This window comes from Paenibacillus sp. LT-B23, assembly GCF_059417685.1.
The window spans coordinates 313,903-337,988 of sequence record NZ_JBSQBM010000002.1 but is presented as its reverse complement, the minus strand read 5'-3'; the positions used below and the strand labels follow the sequence as shown (position 1 = coordinate 337,988).

Below are 24,086 nucleotides of genomic sequence, written 5' to 3'. Positions count from 1 at the left end.
ATACACATGGCGGCTAGAAAGCTTGCTGATACGATTTCTGGGGCTTAAGGTTAATGAATACAGTGAGTTTCACTGATGCTATGAGAAGATGGGCAAGTTTGGCCGTCACGTAACCAGTGTTAAATATAGCCGCCTTCCATATCCCTCATCCGTACTTCGATTCGTTAAAACTACTTCTCTAAAACCTCCAAAGCTTCTTAGTTTTCTTTTACTAAACTGCTCACTTATGCCTAATATGTTCCAACACGGCAAGCTGATTCAAGCTGAGCGGTTTTACTCACCTTTCTAAGGCTCAAAACCCTTGGAAAATGATATAATAATAACGAATGGAACTGATAACGATGGATTTACTTGACCCTCGTGTAGATTTTGTATTCAAACGGATATTTGGCAGCGAGAACAATAAGGATGTGCTACTGGCGTTTCTTAACCGTATTTTCACCGAAGCTGGCGAGCCGCCGCTGACTGAGATCATCCTGATGAATCCCTATACGGATAAAGATGATCCGCTCGACAAACAGTCCATCTTTGATGTTTACGCCAAGACCTCTGAAGGTAAACTGATTGATATAGAAATGCAGCTTTTTAATAAGTATGATATTGAGAAACGAACGCTGTTTTATTGGTCCAAACGATATGCGAGTCAACTCAGCGAGGGCGATAAGTACCGAGAACTGAAGAAATGCGTGACGATCAACATTTTAAACTATTCGTTCTTGAAGGGTGAGCAATATCATAACATATTTCATTTGCGGGAAGACCGGACAAGGATATCCTTGATTGATGACATTGAGGTTCATTTCTTGGAATTGCCTAAGCTGGATGAGCATAGCGTTCCGTCTGAAGGCGGATTGATCAATTGGCTGTTGTTTCTAAAAAGTGCCGATACATCATATTGGGAGGTGCTGAAGATGAATGAGCCAGGTTTGGAGAAGGCGATGGACACCCTGCAATATTTGAGTCAGGATTCGGATGCCAGACGATTGTATGAGGCCAGACAGAAGTATCTGCATGATGAGGCTTCTATGCTGGAAAGTGCAGAAATGGAAGGTGTTAAGAAAGTGGCCAAGAATATGCTCGAAATGAATCTGGATATAACGACCATTGTGAAGGCCACTGGATTAACGGAACAGGAAATCAAAGGCTTGAGCAAGAATAGTTAAGGGTATTTCTATATCGAATTAAAAGACATACTGAATGTAATGTCAAGGAATTAAAAAGAAGAGACTCGAAACCGAGGCACTTCTTTTTAAATCTCTTTTGATTGACAGCTATGTTTAAGATGGTTTAGCCTATATTCACAATTGAGGTCTTTAAAAATATCAATTAGGGCTGTTGCATCTTGTTCGTTAAGACTTAGAAGTACTCGCTTCTTTTCTTTAACGGTAAATGAAATATGCCCAGTGAGAATATTTTTCTCAATGTACACCGTATCAGGAGGGTTTAGATTAGCAGCTGACGCCTCCTGATCTTTTTTGTCATTAGATAGCATTTTTATTGCATCTTTTCTAGGGAGTGCGGGGAGTAGGGCAGCAAGCTCTTGAAGTCGTGCTTTAAAAGACTCCTTACTAATAACTTCTTTTGTTCCTACAGCTAGATTCTCTTTTCGTAAATCTAGTGGGTCACGATTAGCAACAAGAACAAATTGACTTGGTTGTTCTGCAATGCCCATAATAACTCTGCTCATCTTTGTGTACTTACCATTGATGTTAGAGACTATAGATCCTCCTGCATTCCAATATGACCATGATTCAGTAGTTGCTTTGTCAACTGTTTCAAAATCAGTAGTGTTGATGAATGCAGGGAGTAATGGAGCAGAGGACTTTTTGCCAGCTTTTATTAATATACAAGTGAGTCCATTGGATAAATGTTCATACTTATTCAACATGGTTTCCACCCCCCTTCTCTAGAAGATATATTATGTAGGGTGACATCAAAGTAGAAGCTTATGTGACGTTATCTTCGGACAGGGGTTCGGCTCCCCTCGCCCCCATCGTACAAATCCACAACTTGTAGCTTAAAGATGACTTCTACATGCTCTTGGTAGACGATCAGCTTTTCTACATAGCTGCCAATGAACTTCTTGATCTCAGGAAGATTTCGGCTGGAGATGTGGTCCTGAAAGCCAGAAAGCAGTTGTCGCAGACTTTCCTCTGTGATGGTTGCTTTTTCTTTTACATGCTGAGCCTCAAAGATGACTGAGCCATCCGTGCTTGTACACATAGAGTCTGTAAAATAAATTGTGTACTCACCCACGCTTATTTCCAATGTCACTTATATCAGTCTTGTGATTTTTTGTGAAGTACGTAATGTATAGAATGAAAAGTGTTGAAATGAATTCCGAGGGGGGGCTATGTATCAAAAGGGGGCAATATCGTGAGGCCATCGGAATCGGCCTGATTTTTTCACTTTCTATTGTGTTGTTCGTTACTATTTATTCCCAAACGATACCGAATCAGGACATACCGCCTGCGAAGCGGGGAGTGCTGGATTTGTCGAATTGGGATTTCCACAAGCAGGGATGGGTCAACCTGGATGGAGAGTGGGAATTTTATGAAGGTGAATTACTGGAGCCTGCCGATTTTCGCGAAGGGACGCGCACAGAGGTCTCGTATTTATTCGTACCTGGCACGTGGAAAGGAAAATCAGCGAATGGTGGTATGAACCGAACAGGGTATGGTACGTACCGGTTGAAAGTGCTGATTAAAGATACGGATGAAGTTTTAGGTTTAAAAATAAGGAGTATTCGCCTTTCCCATCGATTGTTCATTAACGGCAAGCTAGAAGGCGAAAGTGGGCGCCCAGCAGTCGATATCAAGGAGCATCAGCCTGGAAATACGCCCTACAGCGCGTTTTTTCACACGGATGCCAAAGAAATCGACATTGTAATTCAAGTGTCTAACTACGTATTTGTCACCGGTGGTATTGCTGGCTCGATCCCATTCGGATTGGCTGAAGATGTGACGAAGCTAAACAGTATACAGATCGGCACCGATATCGGAATTATATTGATTCTTGGCATGTTTGGCGTGTATCATCTCAGCTTCTGCCTGCTAGGGCGAAGAGAGAAAACATATTGGCTCAGCGGGCTGTATTTGCTGCTGCTTTTATTGGAAAAAGCACTTTTTGGCGAAAAGATTTTACAGAGGGTACTGCCTGGCCTCCCTTTTGATATTGCTTACAAGCTGCTGGATGTAAGTGAATTTGTCGGCGCTGTGGTGCTCATCCTGTTTTTCAGTTCAGTTGAAGCCCGCCTCATGTCGTCTCGGATGATGAAGCTGATACTGACTCCGTTAGGCCTATATATTACGGCGGTTGTCGCGCTGCCTTACCATGTGCATATCCAGGGAAAATACGTTTTCTTTTTTTACTTAATCATCGTTTTCCTATACATTATTGGCAGAATGGCGTATCTGTACATTCAAAGCCAAGGCGGCTCATCCGATCGAAAGGAATTAATACTTTTTATTGGCGGAAGCGTTTCGATGATGATCTTTTTGGTGGACGGAAGCCTCTATTCGGAGAATATGGTTTCGACCGATCTGGTGGGAAAACTCGGAGTAGTTTGTTTCATCATCATCATGAATATCCTGCTCGTGGTTCGATTCTCGAATGCTTATGAGAAGACGGAGCTCCTTTCCTATCAATTGACGGTTTCCAATCAGCTCAAGGACGAGTTTTTGATGAACACATCCCACGAGCTCAAGACTCCACTGCATGGCATCCTGAATATGACGTCTTATTTGCTGGATGATGAGGAAAAAAATCTGTCGCCGAAGCAAAAACGGAATCTTTCGCTGATCAAGGATACATCTATCAAGCTGTCCATGCTCATTCACGATTTAGTCGATGTTACCCGTTTGAGGCACGGGGAACTGGGTCTGCATCCGACCGCTGTGGATGCCAGAATGGTAACACAGATTGTATTCGATGTACTGCAATTTGAGCTTTTGGGCAAAGCTGTGCAACTGGATAATCAAGTCGGTCCCGACGTCTGGGTACAAGCGGACGAGAATCGTCTGCGTCAAGTTATGTACAATTTGGTTAGCAATGCCATTAAGCATACAGGCAAAGGGTCGATCAAGGTGGTATCAAGGGTTGCCCAGGGAACCGTAACGATTTCCGTCGAGGATACCGGAACAGGGATTTCCAAGGATAAGCATGCTGTGATTTTCGAATATTTTGAGCAACTTGATGGGCCGCTGCCGAAGGATGGATATACAGGAATGGGCGTTGGTTTGTACATTAGCCGCAAGTTGGTCGAACGGATGGGTGGAGAAATTCGGGTGGATTGGTCGGAGGTCGGTCAAGGCACGCGCATGACATTTACATTGCCAAGCGCCGTCGAAGTACCGGCTAATCGTGAAACGGCATATGCTTTGGAAGAGCAGCAGCGATATACCGATAAGGATCAGGAGCTGAATATTTGGAATGGACACGAGCATACCGTAATGATTGTTGACGATGAAGCCTCCAATATCCACACCTTGTTGAATATTTTGAAACGGCATCGCTACAATGTCGTTACCGCTTTCTCGGCAAAAGAAGCATTGGAGAAAATAGAAGAGTACCCGCAAATCGATCTTGTCATTCTCGATGTGATGATGCCGGGGATCTCGGGCATTGAGTTGTGTCAAAGACTGCGCAGCAGCTACTCCATTCTTGACCTGCCCATTTTGTTCGCAACGGTTAAGGATACGCCGCAGGATATTGCGCTCGGCTTCAGGGCCGGGGCGAACGATTATTTGACCAAGCCGTTTGAGGGGGAAACGCTCATTGCCAGGATCCAAACCCTGATCGCTGTGAAAACATCGCTCCAAGAAGCAATTCGCAATGAGCAGGCGTTCCATCAAGCGCAGATTAAACCGCATTTTCTCTACAACGCCTTGAGCAGTGTTATTTCATTTTGCTATACGGACGGGGAAAAAGCTGCGTACTTGTTATCGATGCTCAGTCAGTACTTGCGCTACATCCTGGACATGGACTCTTCCACGCAGTTCGTCCCTCTCTACCAGGAAATGGAGTTGATCCAGGCGTATGTTGAGATTGAAAAAGCCCGTTTCGGAGAGAGGTTCGACTACGACTTTCACTACGATAAACGTATAGAGCATTTGGAAATTCCTCCTTTATGCATCCAGCCTTTTGTCGAGAATGCGATTCGGCACGGTTTGTTCGAGAAGGAAGGACACGGCAAGGTGACGCTTGCGATCAACGAGGGAGACGGTTATATCCGGGTGGTAGTCGAAGACGACGGTGTCGGCATATCGGATGATCTACTGTACCGCATGTCCACAGGAGACCTGCAGGATTGCGGCATCGGCATTCATAATATCCGCAAGCGTCTGGACTCTCTGCCAGGGGCAACGCTAAACATTAGCTCCGATAGGGGAAGAGGAACTAAAATAACGATGTATTTGCCTGTAAGGAGTAACGAAAAGATCGGTTCGGGTAAACGGAGGAGGAGCGAGGTTGTTTAATGCGGTCATTGTGGAGGACGAAATACCGATTTTGAATTTAATGAAATATGTCATCGGGCAAAACCCGTACTTTACGATCATAGGTTCTTTTACAAGCTCGCTTGAGGCGCTGGCCAGCCTTCCTGAGCTTCGGCCGGACGTTGTTTTCCTTGATGTGGAAATGCCAAAGATGAACGGGCTGGAACTCGCGGAAAATATCAACGAAGCGTCGGAGCAGACGAAAATCATTTTCGTGACGGCTTACAAGCATTATGCGCTGGATGCATTCAAGGTTTATGCCTTCGACTATATTTTGAAGCCCGTGACACCCTCGGCGATCGAGCGGGTCGCCAACCGGCTGGTCAAGCTGCATCGGCCTGTCGGCGATGCTGAACAGCGGGTGGGGCTTGCCTCGATTCGGTGCTTCGGAGGATTCGAGGTCCGAAGTCGGGAAGGATCGCTAATCCGCTTTCCGACACGCAAGACGGAGGAGTTATTCGCTTATTTCCTCTGCCATCCGGGTCAGGATCTCAACAAGTGGCGATTGGCGGAATTGCTGTGGCCGGATATGAGCGAGGACCGCGCGTCGCATAATTTGCACAACACGATGTATCGTTTAAAGAAACTGTTGAAAGGGCAAGAGATCGGCATGGAGATTCAGAAAACGAACGAAGGGTACATGCTGGAACCATCGGATCGAACGTACGATGTGCTGGAATATGAGCGGTATGACTTTTCTCTTGCGGGTGGATTTCAGGATGCGGCGCAAGCGGAACATGTATGCTCGCTCTACAAAGGTCCGCTGCTGGATAGAAAAGATTACCTCTGGAAAGCTCCGCTGGAGGAAGTATTCTGCAAACAGTACACATCGCTTGTACGCAGCTTGGTCCAGCAGGATCTCGCCAGGGAGGATTGGAAAAAGGCGGAGCAGAAGATTGATTCGTATTTGACCATGCATCCCCTGCATGAGGAGATGAATCAGACCTTGTTGAGCATCTATGCAAGTAGTGGGGACAAGGAGAAGATCGTCAGGCATTACGCGCAGTTCGAGGCTTCTTATCGCAAGGAGCTGGGGCTGGAGCCGCCGCAGGAGCTGAGAAGCCAGAAGGCGTCGTATTTGGAGTAGGTCGGAAAGTCGATGTATGGGGGAAAATAGTGGACAAAATTTTTCTTGTCCGACCGTTTTTACCGAAAACTGAATACTGGATAATAAGAAAGTGACTATTCCCAGTTGAAGAATCTAGTAGGGGATAGTCTCTTTTTTTTCGACATTATTCGCGGTTTTGTGAGAATTTTGTGAGAACAGTTTGATAGAATGTACTGCAATGGGGGAGGCAATATGGGGCGAGTGAATCAAGCGATACTGTTGGGAATTCTGGCAAATTCGGGGGCATCCCCATTCCGCAATGAAGACGGTATTGTCCTGCCGATACATGAATCAGATGTTAGCAAGCAGAGATCCTGCAACGGAAAGACCAGAAGGGAACGTTAGGTATATGGGAAAAAAATTCATTCTGTGAAACGATCAGGGGGGAACAAAATGTTAGGAAAAGAAAAAATGAAGCTTGCGGCAATGGTAGCTATTCTATGTATAATTTCAACTTTGTTAGGTAATTTTAATTCCGCTTCTGCGGCTAATACTGACATATTAAAGAAAGCCTATATTACAAGCTTCAATACTGGCAAGGTTGATGTGGTGGATTTGGAAAGCGGTACGGTGGAATTGGGCAAAATTACGGTCGGGAGCCAGCCCAATAGCGCAGCGTTCAACCCGAACGGTACCCAGGTTTTTGTGACCAACAGAACGAGTGGAACTGTTTCGGTGATTAATCCGGCTACTGATACGGTGGTCGGCACAATAACAGTGGGTTCACAACCTCACGGAGTAGCCTTTAACTCGGATGGCAGCAAAGCTTATGTAGCTAATATGAGCAGCAACACACTGTCAGTAATCAATACAGCAACGCTTACAGTTACGGGTACAATAAGTGTATTATCAAGTCCTGTAGCAATGGTAGTGGCAGACCAGAAGCTTTATCTGACTCAGTCTGGCGCTAACAAAGTAGCAGTCGTGGATTTTACCAACGATACGATTACCAGTCAAATTACAGTGGGAGCCCGCCCGTATGGTCTTTCGGTTAATCCTGCAGGTACCAAGATTTATGTAGCTAACCAAGGGAACAATACAGTTTCTGCCATCAACGTTGTGGACAACACGGTGGAAGCAACTGTAACTGTGGACAGCTCCCCGTCGGCTACTGAGGTGTCTCCCGACGGGAGCAGGGTTTACGTGGCTAATAGTGGCTCTGGAACTGTTTCAGTAATCAATACCGCTAGTAATACAGTGGAAAGCACCGTAGCGGTTGGTTCTAATCCCTATGTGGTCGGTATCTCGGCTGATGGCAGTAAAGCCTTTACGGTCAATTATAGCAGCAGCAACATGAGCGTAATCAGGACATCCGATAATAAGGTAATTCAAACCATAACTTTAAGCAGTGGTCCCTTTATGGTCGGTACCTTCATGATTTCTACGGCTATGGCTGCTGGCCAGAACCCTCCTGTTTCTTCAGATGCCACACTAAGCTCACTGAATTTAAGCGGCATTACGCTTGATCAAACGGTAACTGGAAGTGTGTACGCCTATACTGCAACTGTGCCTAACGATGTTTCTGTCACGACAGCTACGTATACAACTACGGATAGCCACGCGACAGCGGCTTTACAGCTCAATGGGGCTCCAGTTAACAATCCGATTAATCTAAGTGTGGGATCTAATGTCATTAGCCTTGTAGTGACTGCACAGGATGGAACGACGAAAAGCTACACGGTAACTGTTACACGAGCTGGTTCAAATAGTGCTGCCTTAAGCTCGCTGAATTTAAGCGGCATTACGCTCGATCAAACGGTAAGTGAAAATGTGTATGCCTACACTGCAACTGTGCCTAACGATGTTTCTGTCACGACAGCTACGTATACAACTACGGATAGCCACGCGACGGCTACTTTACAGCTCAATGGGACTCCGGTTAACAATCCGATTAGTCTAAGTTTGGGGTCAAATATCATTAGCCTTGTAGTGACTGCACAGGATGGAACGACGAAAAGCTATACGGTCAATGTCACACGGGCTCCCCGGTTGGTTACTGCTATCACAGTGTCCGGCGCTAGTGGAACAATGTCCGTTGGAGACTCTCTTCAATTTAGGGCAAATGTAACTCCTGACAATGCAACGGATAAAACCTTTAGCTGGTCGGTAATTCCTGGTACAGGGGAAGCAACGATCAATGCTGATGGTGTACTCGTTGCAACTCAAGCTGGTACTATTACAATTCAGGCAGTTGCTCATGATGGATCAGGTGTTGTGGGAACGAAAGTCATTACGATCGACAAACGTTCTTCTAGCCGTGGTGGTAGTTCTACTACAACTGACACTAATCTGACTCCTGCACCTGTACCGACTCCTGTACCAGCTCCTGCACCTGTATCGGCTCCGACACCTGATCCTGCAAAGGATGTGTTCAAGTCAGATGTAGTGAAGGGTGACCTTAATGTTATTAAGAACATTGAGACTCGGATTCAGGAAGCTAAAAAAACTCCGGTTACAGCAACTCTTCCGGACACTAAAGGGCACTGGGCTGAAAAGACTATCGATACTTTTGTAAAGCTGCATGTGATTAAAGGGTACAACGATGGTAAGTTCAAGCCGGATGGTAAGATCACACGCGCTGAATTTGCAGTGATTCTGAGTAGCGTGTTCGATATCAAAGGTGGCAACAATACGAGTGTTGCATTGAAGGACGTTGGTAGCCACTGGGCAAAAGACGCAATCAAGAAACTTGTAGAGGCAGGGGTAATCAGCGGGTATGAGGACGGTGCGTTCAAGCCGGATAACACGATCACCCGGGAGGAAATGGTTGTTCTTTTATCCCGCATCTTAAACCTTAACAACGTATCGAAGGACATCACCAAAGGCAATTTCGATGACCTGAAGGGTTCTTATGCAGCAAACGAGATCAAAGCTGAAGCACAAGCAGGTATCATCAACGGCAGAGCAGATGGAAAGTTTGATCCCAAGAGCAACTCCACACGTGCAGAAGCTCTGCAAATCATCCTGAATGCGCTGAAGCTCAATCCGCAATTGAAGACGCTGTTGGATTCACTTAACTAATACCGTTTCTCCAAATAAAAGGGACAAGTGTATTTTGCACTTGGCTCTTTTGTTTTTTATCGAAAAAGATTAGTCAAAATATTGCCCTATAATCTATTTCCCCTTTTCGGATCAAAAGTAGCTTCTCACACTTATTCATGATAAATTCTAAGAACAATAAAGTGAAGATGTAATCGGGAAGGAACATGGGTACATGAAAAAGGTTTTATTCATTAATACTGGGGGGACGATCTCTTCCTCCTATCAGGAAAATGGTCTGACGCCAACCCAATCGGCTGAAAATATTTTGGCGGAAATTCCGGAGCTCAAGGAAATCTGTGAAATTGATGCCCATAATCTGATGAGCATTGATAGCACGAACACACAACCGGAGGATTGGGCCTCCATCGCCCGAATGGTACATCGTTCCCTCGATCAGTACGACGGCATCGTCATTGCCCATGGCACGGATACGATGGCTTATACGGCTTCGGCTTTGAGCTTCATGTTGGGGACCGTAGACAAGCCTGTTGTGGTGACGGGGTCACAGGTGTCCATTCTGGCCGAGCACAGTGATTCCAAAAAAAATGTAATCGACTCGTTCCTGACCGCATGTGGCGAGGTAGCGGGGGTATTTGTCGTATTTAACGGCAAAATCATCAACGGCAGCCGCAGCTCCAAAATCAGAACGCGCAGCTATAACGCTTTTGAGAGTATTAACTATCCGTACATCGGCCTCGTGGAAGACGGGAAGGTGGTCTATACAGAGGGTGTATTTGCGAATCGCGGTACAGTTCGCCATCCGTACAATGACGGGTATGCTTCGGAAGTATTTCTGCTCAGGCTGATTCCGGGGACGAATCCGGCGATTTTTGATGCCATTCAGGGCTTGGGCTATAAAGGGATCGTGATTGAGGGCTTTGGCATGGGTGGCGTGCCCTTCAAGGAAAGAAGCCTGATTAGTAAAATTGAGGAATTAATGAAGGATGGCATGAGTATCGTCGTGACCACCCAATGTCCTTATGAAGGCGGCGATCTGACGATTTACGAGGTGGGGCAGAAGGTGCTGGAAAAGGGTGTTATTCCGGGTTATGACATGACGACGGAGGCACTTGTAACTAAAATGATGTGGGCGTTAGGCCAGACCACTGACCCTGCCGGGGTGGCAAAAATTATGGCCACGAACTATGCGGACGAGGTTTCTTTGCCTACGGATACAGCCTCCCTGTAAGGAAGGCTGATTTCCGCGCAGGAACAGGTAATCAGGACAGGTGACAGGGGCGCTCGGCTAACGCTGAGCCTGCCCCAGTCTATTTTGAATCTGAATAGCTAGGTCAATAAATCCAGTTCATGAATCATGAACTGGGTAGGGATAGCGCTTAGCCCAAGATCCCCCCATAGGGGAGGCGTTTCTCTTTTCAAGGACAAGGAAATGAGTTTCCCGTATTTTTGTTGACAGTGAGCCTCATAAAGAAAGGTATAGGCAGGATCAAACTTGATGAACTGGTTGACCAGAATCTTTTTACCATATTGCTGCTCAGCCTGTTTCATAAGGAAAGCGTCTTCGAGATCAAAGCAAACTGGCGTTTCACAAAATACATGCTTTCCTTGCTTCAGCGCTTCAATCGCATATGACCTATGTACATGAGAGGGCAGGCATATATCGACCACATCCAGGTTTGGATCAAGCAGGATATCCTCTATATTTTGTGTAACTTCTACGTTTATTCATCATCCATTACACCCCTTTACTTCTTATGATACGCTTCTATTATTGCCAACAGGGTGTCAACAATCTTTGTACTATCTGTTCAATTCAGATTAACCATCTATGGTGGAGGTATGATTGTGAGACTGCATCGTTTAATTGCGATTTTATTATGTATCGAATCCAGAGGAAGAATGAAGGCCAAGGAATTGGCATCCGCACTGGAAACCTCTGTACGCTCAATTTACAGGGATATCGACCTTTTGGCTGAAGCCGGGGTTCCGATTGTTACTGCAACGGGCCCGAAGGGCGGAATTTACTTGATGGAGGGCTATACGGCGAACCTTAAGCAGTTGAATGGTGGTGATGTCATTCAGTTGTATTTAACAGGTATGGGCATTTATACGGGCGGGCCAACGGAATCGGGCTTGAAGCTAAAAAATGCGCTGCTCAAATTGGAACAGACCATGCCGCATTCTTATCAGTCGGATATTCGGAAGGCCAAAGCGCGGTTTTATTTTGATGATACGCCCTGGTGGACGGAGCGCGTAGCGATTCCCTGCCTCGAGGTCGTGAGAGCTGCGGTGTGGGGGTCTTATAAAATAACCATTCAGTACCGTAAAGCGGACGGAACCCGTTCTTCCCGGCATGTACATCCCTATGGACTTGTGGTGAAAAAGGGGAATTGGTATCTCATTGCCTTTTGTGAAGCAGGGCAGGAGATTCGAACCTTTAAGTGCGAGCGAATCATGGCGGTTAAGGTTAAGCCGTCTGCGGAGTTCTTTGAGGTTCCTGTGGATTTTTCGCTGGAAAATCACTGGATGAAGCAAGAAGCAGCATTTAAGCAGCTTTGCAGAGAGAAAGAATACTACCCGGTTGTGCTACGGACGAATGAGGCGCAAGCTGGAGTCGTAGCGAAAAGGCTGGAAATTCTCCAGTCCGCACTGGAAGGAAGCCATTTGCTTCTGACCGTAAACATGTACAGCTATGAAGCGGCCTGTCGTGAAGCAATGGATTGGATTGGCCGGGTTGAAATCGTAGAGCCTGCAACCCTCCGGCATTTTGTGAAGGGACAAATCAGTCAACTCCAGAAGATATATGTATAAATCATCAAAAAAACACCTGCCTATGGCAGATGCTTTTGCTTGTTACGTCCAGGCCCAGAGGAATCCGTCACGATCCCAGGCGATTTTGCCGCCATGAAGCTTACGAAACGCTTTTTTGATTTCCTTTTCGAGAGATACATGACCGTGCTCACTTATAAACACATACTGCTCTCCATACTCAGAGCGTACATATGCAATCGCGTCCTCTTGTTTCAAGGTTCCCACTTCACGGATTTGTGCGACCATCCATGCTGCAATTTGCTGTTCTGTTGTAGGGGTATTGTCTGTTTTGTCCATATGTCGTATCCTTTCCATCGTTCCATAATAATCCATATTATAGTTATATTGACCTATGGTAAGATAAATGTTTTTCCATTCACTCTCCATATAGTATACGCAAATTACGAAATTACCAAATCTGTCGGCAGTAGCCCCATTCATAAATATACATCTATGAAATAAATACTATGAACTATATGTTTTTAGTTTTTTATATTTTAGAATAGTAATCATTGTTAGGCTGTATTGGAATTATATGTTATAAGGGGTGTGTAAGATGGAGAGAAGAACTGTCGGCTTGTCCGTAAAAAACTTGGGCCGCAAAATGATAATTGCAGCGGTGAGCACTCTGCTGATCTCTACGGTGGCAATTCCCGAAGCTGAAGCTGCCATGAGTGACAGAGAGCAAGGGAATATCGCCGGTTACTGGTCGCCTGTCTTGTATCAGGATGTCGGCAACGGGCCTCATACGGATATTCCGACAGCGGTAGATTTTGACGGTGACTGGAACGGAACAAACAACTGGGAGAATATCGACAATTACGCCAGTGGAAAGAATCCTTTGTATCCATGGTTATACTGGTCTCTGGCAGAGACGGAAACCCATTATTTTATCGGATATGATGTGTTCTACGCCCGCAATGATCCGGAGGGTGTCGCCGGACCGATTGGGGATGGACTGGGAGACCACGAGAATGACATGGAAGGGATGCTGCTGGTCGTCCGTAAAGCGGGGGTGACCAGAAAAGATGGCTCCGTTGTGGATCGCTCCCAGTTTCCGAATGGCGAGCTGGAGCTGCTGTTGGCAGAGCGCCACGGCAAGCTGGGTATGTATTCACCTTCTAATCAGGCTATCCGTTACACGCCGGGACGGGATTCCGTCTACTATGACTATGGATTTACGACGATTAAGGATCAACGAGGTGAGCATGTACGTGTCTATAGCGCACAAAATAATGCACCGATTACCGAGCCGCAGGGAGATGTGGGACATGCGCTGCGGGCATATGACGGCAAGGGTGCCAAAGGGAATAGCGGCTACATTTTTGAATGGGGCGGAGCTGGTGTGCAACCACAAAATTTAAACAGCAAGGATCAAAATTATTGGAAAAATTATTTATCTGATTTTGACGAGTCCAAACGCATGAATTATGGCTTGAAGGCATTACAGCATACGCTGTGGCCGCTCAGAAATGATTTTTCTATTCAATTGTGGTCAAGCTATGGCACCTTTAAGGGAGATAACGGCAAAGAAGATGCAGCGAGTGCGCCATGGGGCTGGAGCTTTAAAGGCTATCGTGATTTAGGACGCGGTACCATCCTTACAGATCCGGCATCATTCGTCGATGCTTTGTTCAAGGACAAGGGACCTTACTCTAAAAACTACGTAACCAATCCATATCGTTAAGCTTGTGATTCGTGTGATTTCAAGAAACGGTTGACTCTGTCCAGATATATTTTAAGTAAATGAATTATACAGTTGGCGAAGTAGGTTTTGTTTTGTATAATTAAGGGAATATTCACGGGAATTTTCTTTTTTTGAATTGTAAACATACAAGTAATCCCTGGGGGTGCCTGATTTGAAGGAAACAACCACGATTCGTGCAGAGCTGGAACAGTATATCAGACGTGAAGGAATCACGATTAGTAAGTTTGGGGAGAACACGGGTATTAATGCAGGAACGATTAGTGCCATTATCAACGGCAATCGGCCGATTGCGATGTTGCTATTGGATCGGATCGCGGCAGGCATGGGGCTTGAAGAGGGAAGTCTCTATGAACTATACATTGAAGAATTTATACGGAATACGGCACCGAATTGGCGGCGGGTTCGCCCATTTTTGTACCGCTGTGCAGAGCTGAACAAGCTGGATTGTATGGAACAAGTTGTGGAGTTCATGATGGACTATCTGATTTACGCTCCGGCCTTGTTTGAGACGGCAGAAGAATTGTTCAGAGAAGGCAAGTTTGCGGCAGCGGCTATCATCTATAAAAATGTTTCGGAAAGCGAGAAGTATCAACATTCCGAGCGTCTGGCTCTCTGCCAGTATCGGTTATTTACCATCGCTGTCGGTGATGATCAGGACGAAAATTTATGGGCCGCCACACACTTTGAAAGCTTTGTAGATCGATTGGGTGAAGCGGATCAACTGGATGCATTAAAAGATTTGGCCAATACTTATGTTTCGCTGCGTCGCTGGGATAAAGTAGAAGCATTAGCTGATAAAATGTGTCGCAGGGCTAAAGCACAGTATGAACAAAAATATGGAAAAACCAGAAAAGCAGAGCGTGGCAAGGAAACAAAGGGTCCTTTGTTTATGTATATTGTATACTCTTACGTGCTGCGTGCCGGTATTTGTGACGAACGAGGGGATTATGAAAAGGCCTTGGAATATGTCTCCCTGTACGCTGATCTAAGCTGGGTGCAGGAGGACACGGAAGAAGCGCGCCGCTTGAAGGAGCAGTGCAGTAACTGGGCTGAGGCCAACGGATATCTGTATCAGCTCATGTCCGGTAAACTGGACGTCATTCCACAGTATGTGGCCTATCTGGAAAGAAACGAAGGCGAGATTCTGATGGGATTGTTCAAAATCATGCTGGCCGCAAATCGTTATGATTTTAATGTGGATGATGTACTGCAACGTTTCGAGAAACAAATTGCTGCATTAGCCAATCAGCATGCCAAGGTGGGTACCTATACAGAGCAGGTATCAGTCGATCTCTATGCGCGTTTTCTGGCGGAGCTGGCTTGCTACGATCTCAGTAAAAAGCGCTATACAAAAGGTATGAAATTTTTATTGGAAAGCCTGTCCTATTCTGTGGTGCTGAATGGTAATCCTGTAACGATTAAATGTGTAGGTTTATTTGAAAAATTCCGGCATACTGCTTCTCCTGAGGCGACGGAGGAATATAAAAATTTACTTGGAGAGGTAAGATCATTTCAATGATAAAAAAGATCGTTTTTTTTCTGCTCGCATTTAATTTTTTTATCATACTGAATTCTTCACCCATTGCTCCCCCAGTAGAAGACCCTAGTGAAGTTCATAGTCATGGGATGGGCGGTTGGGCATTGTCATCCCCGGAACCCTCTGCTTAATAGGTTGGGATAACACTATGAAAGGTATTCTCTTGTAAAAGAGGATACCTTTTTGTATTGTGGCCGCACATTCGCGTATGAACTCTTTTCCATTAAGGCTTGGAGGCTTGCGGTTGAGCAGGCGGGAACCAGACATGACGCAGATCCACCCACCCCTGACTGTTGAAGGAAACGCCGCGCACGGAAGGAAGATATGCTGTCTGAACTGGCTTTTCATATAAGATATGGAGCTGGTGCTCATAAATAAGTCGGGTTTCGATATGCTCGAATTGACGCGCTCTGACCGTATGATCCGCTTCTCGTGCAATATCTCTCAGCAGTCTTTCGATATCAACGCGGCTATGCGGCTCGACATGCCCGGATACATTGAGATACAGATCGAACAGGCGCAATTGCTCATCACGGTCACGAAACAGAGAAAAGATGATCAGATCCGACTCCATACGGATAGAGGAGCTTTTAAATTCATTCATGGATGCGGCCACGATGTTACAGGTATACCCGCACGATTCCAGTTGGGCCGCGACCCGGTCTGCATCGGCTCTATACTCGGGAATGGTCGCAATTTGCAATGTTGCCGGGGGTTCATACGAATCGTCGGCAACATTCACCATCGGAGGGAGGCTGCGATGATCCAGGCACGCGACAATTCGGGCGCGCACTTTCGGGTTACGTAACGGCCCATCCTTATGCGTATTGCATGTGATAAATTTACGCACCGAAGCCGCTGAGTGGATCTGACTCCATGCAGTATCCGTGTTCCCGGCCAATACGGGATTGTGGATGATATGAAAAGGCGAAGCCGTATCTGCGGTATCTGCCGCCGATTCTGGCTTGGCCGCCCACGGGAGCTGAACAATTTCCACCCGGTCGAGATGAGCGCGGCCTTGAAAATAAGGAGCGAATGCCTCCAGTATGCATAAGCTCTCGTTCATCTCCGTGACCTTGAAAGCCCCTGTGCCAACAGGGCGGATACCAAAGGCCGCTTCACCCGCCTGGTTCAGCTCACGGGGTACGATGGCGGCACGACTGGTACACAGGAAGGAGAGAAACAGCTCGTTCGGTTCCTTCAGTTCGAAACGTACCATTGTCGGACTTAGCGCTTGTACGTGCTTGATCTGCCGAACGATAAAATGGTACAGCCTCCGTCCTGGCGCGCGAATCAGCCGCTCAAAGGTATAGACGACATCCTCGGCGGTCAGTATTTTGCCGTTATGGAACAGCACTTCCTTACGCAAGAAAAAGGTCCATTGCGTACGGGTAGCGTCTACTTCCCAAGCGTGCGCCAGTCCCGGTAAAATCTCACCGCTCTCGTTTGCCCGGCGGGCCAGCCCGTCAAAGACATGGCTGGATACGAAGGACTCCGCGAGCCAGTTCATGTACAGTGGGTCCAGCGTATACAACTGCTGGCGAATAGGCAGACGCAGTGTGTCGATCTGCTGCTGATCGCTGCGAACCTCTGCGTGATGCCCGAAGTAGTTCAGCAGCCAGCCTTGCAAATGCTCCTGCATCGTGGATGAACGCGAATGGGTCCGGATTTCATCCAGCGCGCGTTTGATGTCGTGGCGGTCGATAGCCTGCATCATGGACTGCACCGCAATGTCCTCCGGCTGAATCAGGAAACGCAGGCTGGAGCGGCGGCCCCTGCCTCGGCGGGGAGTCCACTGTATCCAGTCATGTTGCTCCATTTTCTGAATGATCATCAAGGCATTGCGGTGGGTACAGTCAAAAATAGCCGCCAGCTCATCCAGTGTAGTCTCTATCGTAAGGTTCTCGTCCCTGTCGTCAGCAGTGTGCGAGTGAAGCCGTAAAAATTGGGCATGAAGTTTCATAAAGGTTGCTCCGTTTCCCTGTGGATGATTAAAGTGCAGTCGTATATATAAAATAGGAAATTTTACGTCGATTAATTTCTCTTTATCTTCTTATTTTATCATCTACAATAAGGGTTATAAAGCATATTTGTGGAGGTATTTACCATGCATGACAAGTTGAGTGGAACGTCTTTGCCGAAACCGTCGTTTCTGTCCGCCTTTGCTGCCGCGATTGTGTTGGCACTGGTTCATCAATATCTGTTTTACGGGCATGCGCTGGGCGTGTCTCTGCCGATTTTTGTCATTCTGTTCTATACCTATATGTATGTCTATAACCGGGATCGTATCCGGCTTGACTCGTGGATGGGTCGATTGCTGTTTGCCGTAATTGTGCTGCTATCGCTGACGTATGCGCTGTTCGATAATCCGGTTCTATATGTGTTAAATGCATTGGCTATACCTGCTCTGATTAGTGTACATATGGTGATGCTGCTCGGGGAGAAGAGGCATAGCTGGTCCGAACCCGGTATCATCGGGCAAGCGTTAAGCCATTTGTTTTATCAAAATTTTCGGCATATTGTGACTCCGTTTCGGATGCTCAAAACAGCAGCCTTTCGGAATGTAAAGGATGAGCGCAAGCGTGTATTGGGGAAAGTGATGGTCGGTTTGCTGATCGCCCTGCCACTGCTGTTCATCATTATATCTCTGCTGGCATCAGCGGATGGGATGTTTGAGGAACTGTTATCGGGTATACCTTCATGGATCGGCACGCTGTCATTTGGTAGCGGAATGCTGCGGCTAATCTGGACCTGTTTTTTTACCTTCTGTTTTTTCTGCTATTTGTGGGGATTTGTACAGCCTGCTCCGCGTAATCCGGAGAGAGAAGTTCAGTCATGGCATGGGTTAGACGAGCGCACGAATGGTCAAACCACCGAGTATGATGGTCACTCTTCAGTGATGATTAACAAATCAGTAGTGCCTTACCACGAGCCGGTCGCGATCAAGTTTGATCCTGTGATTACTGCTACGGTGCTGATCGTTATGAATCTGGTGTATGTTGTGTTCGTCGTGTTGCAGTTTGGATATCTGTTTGGTGCATGGGAAGGCGCTCTGCCCGAAGGAACCTCGTATGCAGAATATGCGAGAAGGGGATTCGGGGAGCTGGTTATGGTGACAGGCATCAACTTTGTCCTGATGATCAGTGTGTTGAAGTGGACCGAATTCGGCTCAAATCTATTGCAAAAAATGAACAACGGCCTGCTGTATGTACTCGTTGGCTGCTCGGGTGTAATGCTGTATTCAGGCTATACCCGGCTGGTTATGTACGAAGAGGCCTATGGATATACGTATACCCGTTATCTGGTACACGCGTTTATGATTTTTCTGGGCTTGTTGCTGCTCATTGCAGCGGTGCGCATTCATGTCCGTCAGCTTCCGCTGGCGAAATATTATATTGTACTCGCTCTGGTGGCGTATGTCGTCGTGAATTATGTAGGCATTGATGTACGGATTGCTGAAAATAATCTCGAACGGTATCGCACTACATCGGTGATAGATAAGGAATATTTGAGTGGGCTATCAGCGGATGTTATTCCGCTGCTGATTGAATTTAGCCGTAAGGAACACGGAGCGATGGATGAGTTTTTACAAGCTCGCCTGACGAGCATGACGAGGGAAGAAACGGCATGGCCTGCGTTCAATTGGGCCGAATATCGGGCACAGCGTAAGCTGCACGACTATATTTTGGAATGAGAGGTGCTTGGGAATGATCGGAACAGATGCAGTGCAGGGTATGGTGTTGGAGTTGCAAAATGAAATGTCACAGTATCAACATCAGTTTGATGTAAGACGGAACGCTTTTCTCGCGGAGGCTATGTACCTCGGCTTGAGTGAGGAGGAGGCCCGATCTTATGCTATCCAGAGCATCGGTCCGGTCGTTCCCGTCACGTGTATGCCCACGCTGGCTACCGGCAAAGCCCGGCCGCTCAGTCCAATGCTGGAAGCACGCTACCGTTATGCAGGGTACTGGCAGGACATGGGGGAGCATATGCTTTTGCCGGATGATGTGTTGCGGATCGCAGGCACAGAGCGGTTTCGCAGTTGGATCAGCGACATGCGGAACTATTGGGTGGAATCGGCCCCGTATCGATTTGGGGATGATCGCCTTTCGCTCCTGTCTGTCGCCAATGAGGAGGAAGGCCACTTTTCCATGCTGGTTTGGAAGGAACCCGGTGAAGAGCCAGAAGTATGGACCTACGCTTCGCAGCATGAATACCGATTCAGCCATCTGCTGCACTGGTTCAAGTGGCTGAATGGGCGGAGCGAGGATTGAGGGATAACCATGATTAAAAAGAATCGTAATTGGATCATCCTGTTCATCGGCATCGCTCTGATGGTGGGAGTTGCGGACTATTTTACTGAGGATAGATATACAGCTATTCCTGAAACAATCATTCCGAAAGTGGCGAATGCAGAAAACATTCAATCATTAGATTACACGCTAGTCCATGACGTAGATAGACCCACGCAGACGATTGGTAGAAGAAACGGCTACTCCTATGTGGCTTTGTTTTTGCACGATGAGCATATTCGTACAGAAGGCCAAACGATCACTGCCATTTTCCCGAATCAGCATACCCAGACTCAAACCATGCATCCTGGCAAAACATCGTACATTTTGGTAAGCAACCATTCAAACGGTGATACTGGAGCGATCAGATTAGAAATTCGGGATAAGCAGGGAAATGTGATTTATGAGCAGTGAGGGTAGTTTCTCTTCAAAAGCCTATTCCTAACTCATGATTCAGGTTGGAATAGGCTTTTGAAGGATAATCGTACGTGAATAGAAAAATCGCAATACCCATTACTTGCAAATTAACATTTTAGTAAACTCATGAAAATCATCTGCTAAGTGAAATAATCCTTCTTCTAATTCTTCAAGTGCCAACTCATAATCCCACAAAATTATACTTGGTTCATGCTGTCTACCTTTATTATAAAATAAGCAGACATAATCATCTAACTCAGTGAAAGCAATGGGAACAACACCATCTAAAAGTTGTTCTCTGCTGTCCATATATACTTCTCCAATGCTGTCTGAGCCTGAATATTTCATATCAAGCCACTGCTCAATTATAAATTTTCCATGATCGCTTTTTAGTATAATATTATGTTCATCCCTATATTCTTTTGTGTCAGAGAACCACTTAATATATGATTCAGGAACTTTTATATTTAAGTATTTCTCTAGTTCTTCAGTATTACGCATATATCATTCTCCTTTAAAAAATGGGAACTGTGAATTTCTATTCGTTTTATTAGGTTTAGGATTGAGATTAATGTACACTCGATGACTTCCTGTTGGTGTTTCTGGTGTACTTATATTAAAACCATACTCTTTTTTATACAAAATTGTATTTTGTTCATCATTGTATTTTATACTATCAGGGTTCTTAACAGTATCCTCTCTTAACTTGATGACATCTATATCTTTTCCGAACTGTGTTTTTTTCTTCGTCGATATTTCATCAGGATTATATAAATGTTTTTCTGAGTGAATTGTCATGAAATCTTTTTTTTCCAGTCCACCATTTGGCTTATAGAAGTCAGCACCATTACTGGCCCCCGCTGCCCCATTTTCCTGTGGCATAATCAGTTTTGAAGGCTTATTTTCTGGTATACCTTTACCCGAGTTTTTAAACGGCTCTTTTGGCAATCTAAACGATCCCGAGGGTAACTTTAGATTCCTATTTAGCTTAACACCACGGGAACCTCTAATGCCTTGGAAGTTGTACGCTATACCTCCAATAATAATAGAAACCGCTTGCCATTTGGGTATTTTTTCTCCCGTCCAAAGATTATAACCTTCCATAGCCGCTTTCGTCTGCTCCTGAATAATGTCCACATCATCTGATCTGTTGTCGATTTTGATGTCTCCATTTTTGCTGAGAACCCACATATTCCCTACTAATTTTTTTTCATACTCATCAAAGTTGAAGGCTGCTTTACTTTGTCCTGTCCCCTTTGTAGTCATCATCGCCATGGAAGCCGCAAGTGGAGGAATACCCGTAATAGCCCCGGACGTATTCCCTTGTTCAGCGTCTGCTTGTCGGAATTTTTCAGCACTAGCCATAAGATCTTGGGCTGCTTTGGTCATACTTCCTAGAGCTGAATCCAGGATAGGCTGTGACAGATAAAAATCATGGAAGAATTTCTCCTTGGTTGCCCCCGCCCAAAAGGACTGAATAAACCGGATCTGTAGGGTAAGCTGGGTGCGCGTACTCTCTAATTGTTGTCTGCCCTGATCAATTTGTTTGGATACATGCAGTAATTGATCAGGTGAAACCCTGATTCTACTCATACGTTTCTCCGCTCTTTTAGAATAAGATGGGAATAATATTATCAGGAGAGTGGAGTGGGAACATCCTTCAATTATCCTGAATTTACCTTTTATGTACTACTATATTTGTAATAGCTTTAGAGGCTTTAGTCCTAAAGGAGTCACTGCATGGTTGCGCGAATGTGCTACAAACAGGTAAGGTGGCTTTTGACCGGACACCTACAGCAATTCGTGTATTACGTTGTTAAAGAAAGCCGGAATTCACCTAAAATGTTGAGAGGGAATTGAGGCCAACATCATTTGAATGTGGAGCCATTCAGATGTTCGGGCGACTCCATCATTTCCTCTACAGCTTATATTCGGGGGGAATTACAAAATGGCTAGAAGTGCAAGCACCTACGCATCTGTAATTGACGGTTTTAAGGTAGAAACGAACAAGAAGTATTCGCCGGTAGGTGGAACGAAATGTAATATTTTTGCTCAAGATGTGATGTCCGCTATGTCGGCTTCATTACCAAGTGGCTTAGCCAATCAGATGGCTGATGCTTTACTGGGTAACAATACACCGGGGTGGTACTCCGTAACCTTTCAAGATGCTCAAAAAAGAGCGAATCTCGGGTATCCTACAATTGGAATCAAAAAAGCGGAAGGGCACGGTCATGTCGTCGTTGTCAGACCGAAGGGGTCATCGATCACGATTTTAAAAGAGGTACAAATTGCTCAGGCGGGGACCACAAATTACAATAGTAATACTATTAACTACTCGTGGGTAGCAGCAGATCTGCCTGGAGTGAAATTTTATACACACGACTAATGACTCCAAGGCATTAACGTATTGACCCCGGAAGCAGATCCATTCGATCTGCTTCCGGGGTCGTCTTTTATTTTGAAACGGAATGTTTGGATATAATGAACGCTTTACCTGGCTTGATAAAGGCAACAGCATAGCCATTGGAGAAGGAAGAAGATTCGGCCCTGTACTCAAGCTTGGTTAGCAATTGGCCTTGACGATTGATGTAACCGAATTTTCCGTCTGAGACGGATGAATTTGCTTGTTTACCCACTAAAGCAAAGCCTTCTTTGAACGGGAACGTAACATCATATTTTTGTTGATATTGAATGACCAACGCTCCGCTTTTATCAATAAATCCGACCTGTTTTTTCGCATTTTTCACACTGGCCAAGCCTTCGCTGAAATCTTGAGCATCTGTAAATTTAAAGGGAATAACGACTTTTCCCTGTTTATTGATAAATCCCCATTTTCCCTTGGTATTTTGTACTGGGGCCAATCCTTCCGAGAAGTCTCCGCCTGATTTATATTGAAGAGGAATGGCTTCCTTTCCTGTTGTATTTATATACCCGTACAGCCCTTTGCTATTCTGAACAATAGCCAGGCCATCCGAAAAACTACGACTATATTTGTATTTATAAGGAATGGCCAATTGACCGGAAGCATTAATAAAGCCGATTTTGCCTGTGTTTGGGGCGTAGGCGAGAGCCAGACCGTCCGTAAATAGATATTCTGATTCAACATTTTCTTTCAAATGAGTAAGGACTTTTCCTGAACGATCAATAAAGGCATTTTCTTTGGTTGAGGCTATAGTGATCTTAGCCTTTCCTTCGCTAAACAAGTTAGCTTCGGTATATTGGCAAGGAATGACCAGTGTTCCTTTGGTGTTAATGTACCCATAGAGATTATTTTTTGTATTTTTCACAACGGCCCGTTGCTCATGAAAATCACCAATGGGTTTAAGCTCGGCGGGAAGAGAAAAAGCTTTTTCTCCTTTGGTATTGTAAAACACGAGGTTTCCAGCGGATGTTTCAGCGGCTAATAAGCCATCATGAAAGGCACCATCGCTTGAGGGCCGAGCAACGTTGTAATCCAGCGGTGTTTTAGAAACTTCAATGGCTGTTGTAATACTGGGAGTAGCCCAACCCATCCCAGAAACGGTAATGCTGGTACATAGAACTAATATAGCTAATCCGAACTTTTTTAACATGCATAAGCTCCTTTGCAAGTTGATTTACCATAATATAGACGAATCATATGTAAGAATGTTTCTTACAATTCTAAATTTTTCTAATTTTTAGATCGAAAAAGATTTGCTTCCAATTATGATGCATCCTGAGTTATCTCAAAAAA

At 45.6% G+C, this 24,086-nt stretch carries 19 protein-coding genes and 2 pseudogenes; 13 read left to right on the top strand and 8 right to left on the bottom strand.

Annotation, left to right across the window (positions count from 1 at the left end; genetic code table 11):
* Window positions 1–326 precede the first annotated feature (326 nt).
* A complete protein-coding gene (locus ACWXW9_RS04160; protein ID WP_494928399.1) occupies window positions 327–1,163 on the top strand; it encodes an Rpn family recombination-promoting nuclease/putative transposase in 837 nt (278 codons plus the stop codon).
* A gap of 86 nt (window positions 1,164–1,249) precedes the next feature.
* On the opposite strand, the gene ACWXW9_RS04155 is transcribed toward ACWXW9_RS04160, so the two are convergent.
* Window positions 1,250–1,888 carry a hypothetical protein gene (locus tag ACWXW9_RS04155; RefSeq protein WP_494928398.1) on the bottom strand — a complete coding sequence of 213 codons (639 nt, stop codon included), beginning with the start codon at window positions 1,886–1,888 and terminating at the stop codon, window positions 1,250–1,252.
* 68 nt (window positions 1,889–1,956) lie between these two features.
* On the bottom strand, window positions 1,957–2,223 hold the full coding sequence (locus tag ACWXW9_RS04150) for a hypothetical protein (protein WP_494928397.1): 267 nt from the start codon (window positions 2,221–2,223) through the stop codon (window positions 1,957–1,959).
* 86 nt (window positions 2,224–2,309) lie between these two features.
* Between ACWXW9_RS04150 and ACWXW9_RS04145 the strand changes: the two genes are divergently transcribed.
* The 5 genes from ACWXW9_RS04145 (at window position 2,310) to ACWXW9_RS04125 (ending at window position 10,834) form a co-directional block, all read left to right on the top strand.
* Window positions 2,310–5,477, top strand: a complete 3,168-nt coding sequence (locus tag ACWXW9_RS04145) for an ATP-binding protein (RefSeq protein ID WP_494928396.1) — start codon at window positions 2,310–2,312, stop codon at window positions 5,475–5,477.
* Complete coding sequence (locus ACWXW9_RS04140; RefSeq protein ID WP_494928395.1) at window positions 5,470–6,582, top strand: response regulator; 1,113 nt, start codon at window positions 5,470–5,472, stop codon at window positions 6,580–6,582. Before ACWXW9_RS04145 ends, ACWXW9_RS04140 begins: the two co-directional genes overlap by 8 nt.
* Before the next feature lie 213 nt (window positions 6,583–6,795).
* On the top strand, window positions 6,796–6,948 hold the full coding sequence (locus ACWXW9_RS04135; protein ID WP_494928394.1) for a hypothetical protein: 153 nt from the start codon (window positions 6,796–6,798) through the stop codon (window positions 6,946–6,948).
* Between the two features lie 48 nt (window positions 6,949–6,996).
* On the top strand, window positions 6,997–9,624 hold the full coding sequence (locus ACWXW9_RS04130) for an S-layer homology domain-containing protein (RefSeq protein WP_494928393.1): 2,628 nt from the start codon (window positions 6,997–6,999) through the stop codon (window positions 9,622–9,624).
* A 193-nt stretch (window positions 9,625–9,817) separates the two neighbouring features.
* A complete protein-coding gene (locus ACWXW9_RS04125; protein WP_494928392.1) occupies window positions 9,818–10,834 on the top strand; it encodes an asparaginase in 1,017 nt (338 codons plus the stop codon).
* 101 nt (window positions 10,835–10,935) lie between these two features.
* On the opposite strand, the pseudogene ACWXW9_RS04120 reads toward ACWXW9_RS04125, so the two are convergent.
* A pseudogene (locus ACWXW9_RS04120) lies at window positions 10,936–11,331 on the bottom strand (Gfo/Idh/MocA family protein); the annotation flags it as partial.
* Window positions 11,332–11,451: 120 nt separating this feature from the next.
* Here ACWXW9_RS04120 and ACWXW9_RS04115 point away from each other — a divergent pair.
* Entirely contained in the window at window positions 11,452–12,417 is a 966-nt protein-coding gene (locus ACWXW9_RS04115; protein ID WP_494928391.1) for a helix-turn-helix transcriptional regulator, read from the top strand.
* 42 nt (window positions 12,418–12,459) lie between these two features.
* Here the strand turns inward: ACWXW9_RS04115 and ACWXW9_RS04110 are convergent, their stop codons facing one another.
* A complete protein-coding gene (locus ACWXW9_RS04110; protein WP_354450456.1) occupies window positions 12,460–12,714 on the bottom strand; it encodes a DUF6953 family protein in 255 nt (84 codons plus the stop codon).
* Between the two features lie 259 nt (window positions 12,715–12,973).
* On the opposite strand from ACWXW9_RS04110, the gene ACWXW9_RS04105 reads away from it, so the two are divergent.
* Together ACWXW9_RS04105 and ACWXW9_RS04100 are read left to right on the top strand one after the other, a co-directional pair.
* Window positions 12,974–14,104: a hypothetical protein gene (locus tag ACWXW9_RS04105; protein ID WP_494928390.1), complete on the top strand. Its 1,131-nt coding sequence runs from the start codon at window positions 12,974–12,976 to the stop codon at window positions 14,102–14,104.
* 172 nt (window positions 14,105–14,276) lie between these two features.
* Window positions 14,277–15,678: pseudogene (locus ACWXW9_RS04100) on the top strand (transcriptional regulator).
* A gap of 207 nt (window positions 15,679–15,885) precedes the next feature.
* Here ACWXW9_RS04100 and ACWXW9_RS04095 read toward each other — a convergent pair.
* Window positions 15,886–17,625 carry an ABC transporter substrate-binding protein gene (locus ACWXW9_RS04095; RefSeq protein ID WP_494928389.1) on the bottom strand — a complete coding sequence of 580 codons (1,740 nt, stop codon included), beginning with the start codon at window positions 17,623–17,625 and terminating at the stop codon, window positions 15,886–15,888.
* Between the two features lie 144 nt (window positions 17,626–17,769).
* On the opposite strand from ACWXW9_RS04095, the gene ACWXW9_RS04090 reads away from it, so the two are divergent.
* The 3 genes from ACWXW9_RS04090 to ACWXW9_RS04080 are packed head-to-tail and all read left to right on the top strand — an operon-like array spanning window position 17,770 to window position 20,368.
* Window positions 17,770–19,356, top strand: a complete 1,587-nt coding sequence (locus ACWXW9_RS04090; protein WP_494928388.1) for a DUF4153 domain-containing protein — start codon at window positions 17,770–17,772, stop codon at window positions 19,354–19,356.
* 13 nt (window positions 19,357–19,369) lie between these two features.
* Window positions 19,370–19,936 (top strand): hypothetical protein, encoded by a 567-nt coding sequence (locus ACWXW9_RS04085; protein ID WP_494928387.1) that lies wholly within the window; start codon window positions 19,370–19,372, stop codon window positions 19,934–19,936.
* 9 nt (window positions 19,937–19,945) lie between these two features.
* Window positions 19,946–20,368: a hypothetical protein gene (locus ACWXW9_RS04080; protein ID WP_494928386.1), complete on the top strand. Its 423-nt coding sequence runs from the start codon at window positions 19,946–19,948 to the stop codon at window positions 20,366–20,368.
* A gap of 99 nt (window positions 20,369–20,467) precedes the next feature.
* On the opposite strand, the gene ACWXW9_RS04075 is transcribed toward ACWXW9_RS04080, so the two are convergent.
* Together ACWXW9_RS04075 and ACWXW9_RS04070 are read right to left on the bottom strand one after the other, a co-directional pair.
* Complete coding sequence (locus tag ACWXW9_RS04075; RefSeq protein ID WP_494928385.1) at window positions 20,468–20,872, bottom strand: SMI1/KNR4 family protein; 405 nt, start codon at window positions 20,870–20,872, stop codon at window positions 20,468–20,470.
* Window positions 20,873–20,875: 3 nt separating this feature from the next.
* A complete protein-coding gene (locus ACWXW9_RS04070; RefSeq protein ID WP_494928384.1) occupies window positions 20,876–21,964 on the bottom strand; it encodes a WXG100 family type VII secretion target in 1,089 nt (362 codons plus the stop codon).
* Window positions 21,965–22,319: 355 nt separating this feature from the next.
* Between ACWXW9_RS04070 and ACWXW9_RS04065 the strand changes: the two genes are divergently transcribed.
* Window positions 22,320–22,757 carry a hypothetical protein gene (locus tag ACWXW9_RS04065; protein WP_494928383.1) on the top strand — a complete coding sequence of 146 codons (438 nt, stop codon included), beginning with the start codon at window positions 22,320–22,322 and terminating at the stop codon, window positions 22,755–22,757.
* Between the two features lie 67 nt (window positions 22,758–22,824).
* Here the strand turns inward: ACWXW9_RS04065 and ACWXW9_RS04060 are convergent, their stop codons facing one another.
* Window positions 22,825–23,943: a WG repeat-containing protein gene (locus ACWXW9_RS04060; protein ID WP_494928382.1), complete on the bottom strand. Its 1,119-nt coding sequence runs from the start codon at window positions 23,941–23,943 to the stop codon at window positions 22,825–22,827.
* Window positions 23,944–24,086: the final 143 nt, after the last annotated feature.

Excerpts from the sequence above, each read along its gene's own strand:
- ACWXW9_RS04150 (WP_494928397.1), bottom strand. The coding sequence starts at position 2,223 with ATGTGTACAAGCACGGATGGCTCAGTCATCTTTGAGGCTCAGCATGTA.
- ACWXW9_RS04095 (WP_494928389.1), bottom strand. The coding sequence starts at position 17,625 with ATGAAACTTCATGCCCAATTTTTACGGCTTCACTCGCACACTGCTGAC.
- ACWXW9_RS04070 (WP_494928384.1), bottom strand. The coding sequence starts at position 21,964 with ATGAGTAGAATCAGGGTTTCACCTGATCAATTACTGCATGTATCCAAA.
- ACWXW9_RS04130 (WP_494928393.1), top strand. The coding sequence starts at position 6,997 with ATGTTAGGAAAAGAAAAAATGAAGCTTGCGGCAATGGTAGCTATTCTA.
- ACWXW9_RS04080 (WP_494928386.1), top strand. The coding sequence starts at position 19,946 with ATGATTAAAAAGAATCGTAATTGGATCATCCTGTTCATCGGCATCGCT.
- ACWXW9_RS04155 (WP_494928398.1), bottom strand. The coding sequence starts at position 1,888 with ATGTTGAATAAGTATGAACATTTATCCAATGGACTCACTTGTATATTA.
- ACWXW9_RS04105 (WP_494928390.1), top strand. The coding sequence starts at position 12,974 with ATGGAGAGAAGAACTGTCGGCTTGTCCGTAAAAAACTTGGGCCGCAAA.
- ACWXW9_RS04110 (WP_354450456.1), bottom strand. The coding sequence starts at position 12,714 with ATGGACAAAACAGACAATACCCCTACAACAGAACAGCAAATTGCAGCA.
- ACWXW9_RS04060 (WP_494928382.1), bottom strand. The coding sequence starts at position 23,943 with ATGTTAAAAAAGTTCGGATTAGCTATATTAGTTCTATGTACCAGCATT.
- ACWXW9_RS04125 (WP_494928392.1), top strand. The coding sequence starts at position 9,818 with ATGAAAAAGGTTTTATTCATTAATACTGGGGGGACGATCTCTTCCTCC.
- ACWXW9_RS04085 (WP_494928387.1), top strand. The coding sequence starts at position 19,370 with ATGATCGGAACAGATGCAGTGCAGGGTATGGTGTTGGAGTTGCAAAAT.
- ACWXW9_RS04160 (WP_494928399.1), top strand. The coding sequence starts at position 327 with ATGGAACTGATAACGATGGATTTACTTGACCCTCGTGTAGATTTTGTA.
- ACWXW9_RS04145 (WP_494928396.1), top strand. The coding sequence starts at position 2,310 with ATGTATAGAATGAAAAGTGTTGAAATGAATTCCGAGGGGGGGCTATGT.
- ACWXW9_RS04065 (WP_494928383.1), top strand. The coding sequence starts at position 22,320 with ATGGCTAGAAGTGCAAGCACCTACGCATCTGTAATTGACGGTTTTAAG.
- ACWXW9_RS04090 (WP_494928388.1), top strand. The coding sequence starts at position 17,770 with ATGCATGACAAGTTGAGTGGAACGTCTTTGCCGAAACCGTCGTTTCTG.
- ACWXW9_RS04135 (WP_494928394.1), top strand. The coding sequence starts at position 6,796 with ATGGGGCGAGTGAATCAAGCGATACTGTTGGGAATTCTGGCAAATTCG.
- ACWXW9_RS04075 (WP_494928385.1), bottom strand. The coding sequence starts at position 20,872 with ATGCGTAATACTGAAGAACTAGAGAAATACTTAAATATAAAAGTTCCT.